This window comes from [Clostridium] symbiosum ATCC 14940, from assembly GCF_000466485.1.
Classification (GTDB): domain Bacteria; phylum Bacillota; class Clostridia; order Lachnospirales; family Lachnospiraceae; genus Otoolea; species Otoolea symbiosa.
In genome coordinates this window covers 1-4,732 of record NZ_KE992798.1, presented here as the reverse complement: position 1 = coordinate 4,732, position 4,732 = coordinate 1, and the positions used below count along the sequence as shown (strand labels likewise).

4 protein-coding genes are annotated in these 4,732 nt (G+C 46.8%); 3 read left to right on the top strand and 1 reads right to left on the bottom strand.

The window, feature by feature from the left end:
- Positions 1-463: 463 nt before the first annotated feature.
- The 3 genes from CLOSYM_RS01090 (at position 464) to CLOSYM_RS01080 (ending at position 3,601) form a co-directional block, all read left to right on the top strand.
- Positions 464-1,498, top strand: a complete 1,035-nt coding sequence (locus CLOSYM_RS01090; RefSeq protein WP_003504176.1) for a tripartite tricarboxylate transporter substrate binding protein — start codon at positions 464-466, stop codon at positions 1,496-1,498.
- Positions 1,499-1,572: 74 nt separating this feature from the next.
- Positions 1,573-2,073: a tripartite tricarboxylate transporter TctB family protein gene (locus CLOSYM_RS01085; protein WP_003504175.1), complete on the top strand. Its 501-nt coding sequence runs from the start codon at positions 1,573-1,575 to the stop codon at positions 2,071-2,073.
- Positions 2,074-2,089: 16 nt separating this feature from the next.
- On the top strand, positions 2,090-3,601 hold the full coding sequence (locus CLOSYM_RS01080) for a tripartite tricarboxylate transporter permease (RefSeq protein WP_003504173.1): 1,512 nt from the start codon (positions 2,090-2,092) through the stop codon (positions 3,599-3,601).
- 108 nt (positions 3,602-3,709) lie between these two features.
- Here the strand turns inward: CLOSYM_RS01080 and CLOSYM_RS01075 are convergent, their stop codons facing one another.
- On the bottom strand, positions 3,710-4,618 hold the full coding sequence (locus CLOSYM_RS01075; RefSeq protein ID WP_003504170.1) for a LysR family transcriptional regulator: 909 nt from the start codon (positions 4,616-4,618) through the stop codon (positions 3,710-3,712).
- Between the last annotated feature and the right edge of the window lie 114 nt (positions 4,619-4,732).

Here is a 4,732-nt window from a genome sequence, read left to right as displayed (position 1 = left end):
CTGAAGCGACCCGCCGCTGGCGGAGAATCCCGCTCTGAAATGGATACGCACTGCGTGTTAAAGCGGTTTGCCCGCTAAGCGGCCGCAATCCTTCGTCATATCCGACGGCTGATTTTCAGTAAATTTCATTTACGGGAATCAGGGATTGCACGTGTAAAAATACAATTAATGTCACTTTGAACAAAAATCAGGCTTTTAGGAATAATTGCAAAATTACCATATTTTTGATTTTAATGTAAAATTTTCGTAAAAAATCCTTATTCTATAAGGTTTTGCGAAACATAAGTAAAATCCTATGTATGATATAATTGCACAATTATTTTTCGTTAAAACCAACAAAAATTGTGTAATTCATACAAAGGCTGTTGAAAAGCTGCTAAAAAAATGTATAATATAATCAAGGGCTGAAGGAACAGTCCACACAGCGGCAAGACAATTAAATAAAAGAAAAGGAGAAGAGGTTATGAAAAAAAGAACATTAAGTCTGGCATTGGCGGCAGCAATGGCAGTCAGCCTTGCAGGATGCGGAAGCAGCAGCTCCGGTACTGCAGATAAACCGGCTGAAACTAAATCGGCAGAAGGCGCACAGGACACAGGAGCAGAAGAGGCGGCCAGTGACTGGAAATGGGAAAGAAACGTTGAGATTATCTGTCCATGGGGTACCGGCGGCGGAGCCGACACTACACTCCGGACATTTGCTTCCGCTCTTGAAAAAGAGCTTGGCGTATCCGTAGTCGTTAACAACAAAGCAGGCGCAGGCGGAGTAACCGGCGTACAGTTCGCCACCAGCCAGCCGGCAGACGGATATACATATCTGCTTTGCACACAGTCTCCGATGTTAGCACAGATTTCAGGAGCAACTGATTTCGATGTATACGGGAAAATCAAACCTCTGTGCCAGCTCGTACACGACTGCAATATTTTCGTGACAAGTTCTAAATCACCATACAGCAATTACAATGAGCTGAAGGAATATGCACAGGCTAACCCGGGCAAGGTTAAATGCGGCGTTATGACAATCACAGGTCTGGATGCTGCCTGCGTGGAAGCAGCATTTGAAGGCGATGTAGAAGCAGTAGCTTATACAGAAGGTTCCCAGTTAAACGCAGACGTAATCGGAGGTCATGTGGATCTGGCCTGCGTAGGACCGGCAGAGGTTTCCGCAATGCTGGAATCCGGCGATATGAAGGTTGTTATGTCCTGTACGGAAAAGAAACTGACACTGGCCGGTTTTGAGAACGTTGACAGTGCAGGCGACCTCGGACTGGATTGCTTCTTCGGACCTTCCCGTGGTATTTTCTATACCGAAGGAACACCTGAAGCAGCTATCAAATCCTTCGAAGCAGCAGCAGAAAAGGCAGTTGCAAGCGAAGAATTCCAGACATGGGCAAAACAGCAGGGTCTGGATCAGAGACAGGGATGGTTAAACACAGCCGATTATCAGGCATCATGGGATAACGATTATAAAGATTTAACTGAGATGTTCGGAACGAAATAACAGATTTGGAACAGGGGGAGTGGAGCAATCCGCTCCCCTGAATGAAAAAGGCAGGGAAAGGCAGGTTATCTGAATTGGACATTATCTTTTCAATCGTATTAGGAATTTTCTGCATATACCTTTTCTTCCTGGTAGGCGCCGAGTCACCAGCTCCTACAGCGACAGAACTTGGTGCAGCATTCTGGCCGAGAATCATTCTCGTCCTTCTTATATTATTAATAATCGTGAATATAGTAAATTCTCTCAAGAAGCTGAAGGGCAGTAATGAGAAGCTCACCGCAGGCTTTAACCTTGGAGAATTTTTAAAGAGTAAATTATTTGTGGGTATGATTCTGGTGGCGGTTATGGCGATTCTGATGCCAATCATCGGTTTTATCCCGGTAAGCTTTCTGTTCCTGATTGCTTACGGCGTGCTTCTCGGTGAGAGAAGAATCGGATTTCTGATTATTGTATCTCTTGTTATTACGGCTATCCTCTACATTCTGTTCCAGGGCGCCCTGGATATTATGCTGGCAAGAGGTACTGGAATCTTCCGTGATTTCGCGCTGTTCTTTGAAACAAAAATGCCATTTTAAGGAAGGAGTATAAGGTATGTTTGATTTATTACTGACTGGTTTGCAAATCGTATTTACGCCTTCTACATTTTTCCTTTTAGTAGCTGGTACTGTTTTAGGCGTTATTTTTGGGGCAATGCCTGGTGTAAGCGCATCCATGGCAGTTGCTCTGGCACTTCCGTTCGCTTATGCGATGAACCCCGTTATTGCGATTGCTTTTCTTGTTTCCGTATACTGTGCATCCATCACAGGCGGCGGAATCACGGCAATTCTGTTCCGTATACCGGGAACACCATCCAGTGCACCGACCACATTTGACGGTTATCCGATGGCCCAGAGAGGCGAAGCAGGCAAAGCGCTTGGATTTTCACTGATTGCATCGGCTGTCGGCGGTCTTGTAGCAGCATTTGCCATGGCGCTCGTATCCCCGCAGCTTGCAACGGTCGCTTTGAAGTTCGGGCCTTCCGAATTATTTGCGGTATCGTTCCTGGGACTCTCCGTTTTGTCCTGTCTGGACAGCGATAATATTGTAAAGACTCTGATTTCCGGACTTTTAGGACTCCTTCTTGCCTGTGTGGGCATGGATCCGATGCTTGGTATTGCACGATTTACGTGGGGCAATTCCACACTCCTTTCCGGTATTGAGATGATTCCTGTCATGATTGGTCTTTTTGCAGTCACTGAAGTGCTGAAGCAGACGGTGAAGCCAAAGAAAATTGACACGGAAAAAGATGCGACCGGCAGCGGAGCCGGCAAGATGAAGACAGTTCTTCCAAGCATGAAAGAGGTATGGGCAACAAAGTTTACGATGATCCGTTCCTCCGTAATCGGTACGGTTGTAGGTATTCTTCCAGGCGCAGGAGCGACAATCGCCTCTTTCTTATCCTACGCAATTGAGAAGAAAGTTTCCAAGCACCCTGAGAAACTGGGAACCGGTATCCCGGACGGCATTGTCGCTTCCGAGGCAGCCAATAATGCGGCCACAGGCGGTTCCATGGTACCTCTGCTTTCCCTGGGTATCCCGGGAGGCAACGCGGCAGCGATTATGATGACGGCTCTCGTTATCAAAGGCGTCCAAATTGGCCCCATGCTTGTTAAGACACAGCCGGAATATCTGGCATCCGTATTTGGCTCCATGCTTGTAACGAATATTATCATGGTTATCGTTGCGATGGCGGTTGCAAAGGTATTTGCAAAGATTCTTTCCGTTCCATACAGCATTCTCGGCCCCGTTATCATTATGATGGCTGCAATCGGCGCATATGCGTTGAATAACAATACGGGCGACGTTGCTCTTATGGCCGGAGCCGGCATCATCGGATACATGTTTGTGAAACTCGGTTATAACTCAGCGGCGCTCGTGCTCGGCCTCGTACTTGGCCAGATGTGTGAATCCAACTTCCGACGCGCTTACACGCTGACCAACGGAAGCCTGACCCAGATTTTCACAAAACCGATTACTGCCGTTATTATGATCTGCTGTATCGTAATGCTGGTTTATCCTTTTATTAAACCTCTGTTTATCAAAAATAAAGCAGAAGGCAAATAGATAATGCAGGCGGGCCGAAGCCCGGCAAAGCGCTGAAATAGTTAGAACCCCGGCTGACGTCTCCCTCTGTTGCAAAACGGAGGGAGGTCAGCCGGGGTTCTTAATGAATTACAGAAATGGATTTTCCACCTCGACCAGTATATTGATGAAATCCCGCATATATTTGGTCAGATAAAGATTTTTTCTGTGGCAGATATAGCAGTGGCGCTGGCTGTCCGCGTAGAGAATGGGATAGATGGATGCCTTTTCAAGCATCTCCGGCGTCTTTTCTATGTAATTCTTCGGACAGATCATGACGGCATCGCAGGCGATACAGACCTTTTTTTCCACCTCAATACTGACGGTTTCCAAAATAATCTTCGGGTGCATATCGTTTGTAATGAAGAGATTGTCCTGCACAGCCCTTACGCTGTGGCCCGGTTTGTTGGAGACAAACTTTTCACCGCGCGCTTCTGAAATCGGTATCGGAGTGCCGTTTGGAATCCGTTTAGCCAGTTCCGTGTTTTTGGAGGTGAGAAGGACGAGATCTTCATTTTCCACCAGAATATACTTCAGCTCTGTGTGGCGCGCGGTTGTGGTCATGCAGGCCATGTCCACGGTTCCGTCCAGCACCATGTTCTCCATCAGCCCGGAACCCTGTTCAAATACCTCCACATCCACATAGGGGTACATTTTAAAAAACTTTGGAAGTACATAGGGAAGCACCTGCATGCCTCTCTGTACGGGAACGCCAAAGCGCAGTTTTCCATGATCCTCCTGGGTAATCTCTTCGATTTCCTTGGCGAGGTTTGTATTGATGGTCAGGATCTGCTGTGCTGCTTCCATATATTTTTCGCCTGCGTAAGTCAGTGTAAGCGGTTCTGTAGATCGGTTAAAAATCGGAGTTCCCAGATTGGTTTCCACCAGTTTAATCATCTGGCTCAGGGAAGGCTGTGATACATATAATTTTTTTGCCGCGCTGGTGATACTGCCTTCCTGCAGGACGGTCAGCATATACTGGGCATGCTTAAGATTCATATTTTATTCCCCCGTTAGTTTCTTAGAGCGTTACATTCCGATCATATCATTTCTGGGTGAAAATAGCAATGCGTATGGATATTTAGTTAAGCAGGTGAGGACGCCGCCGGTACG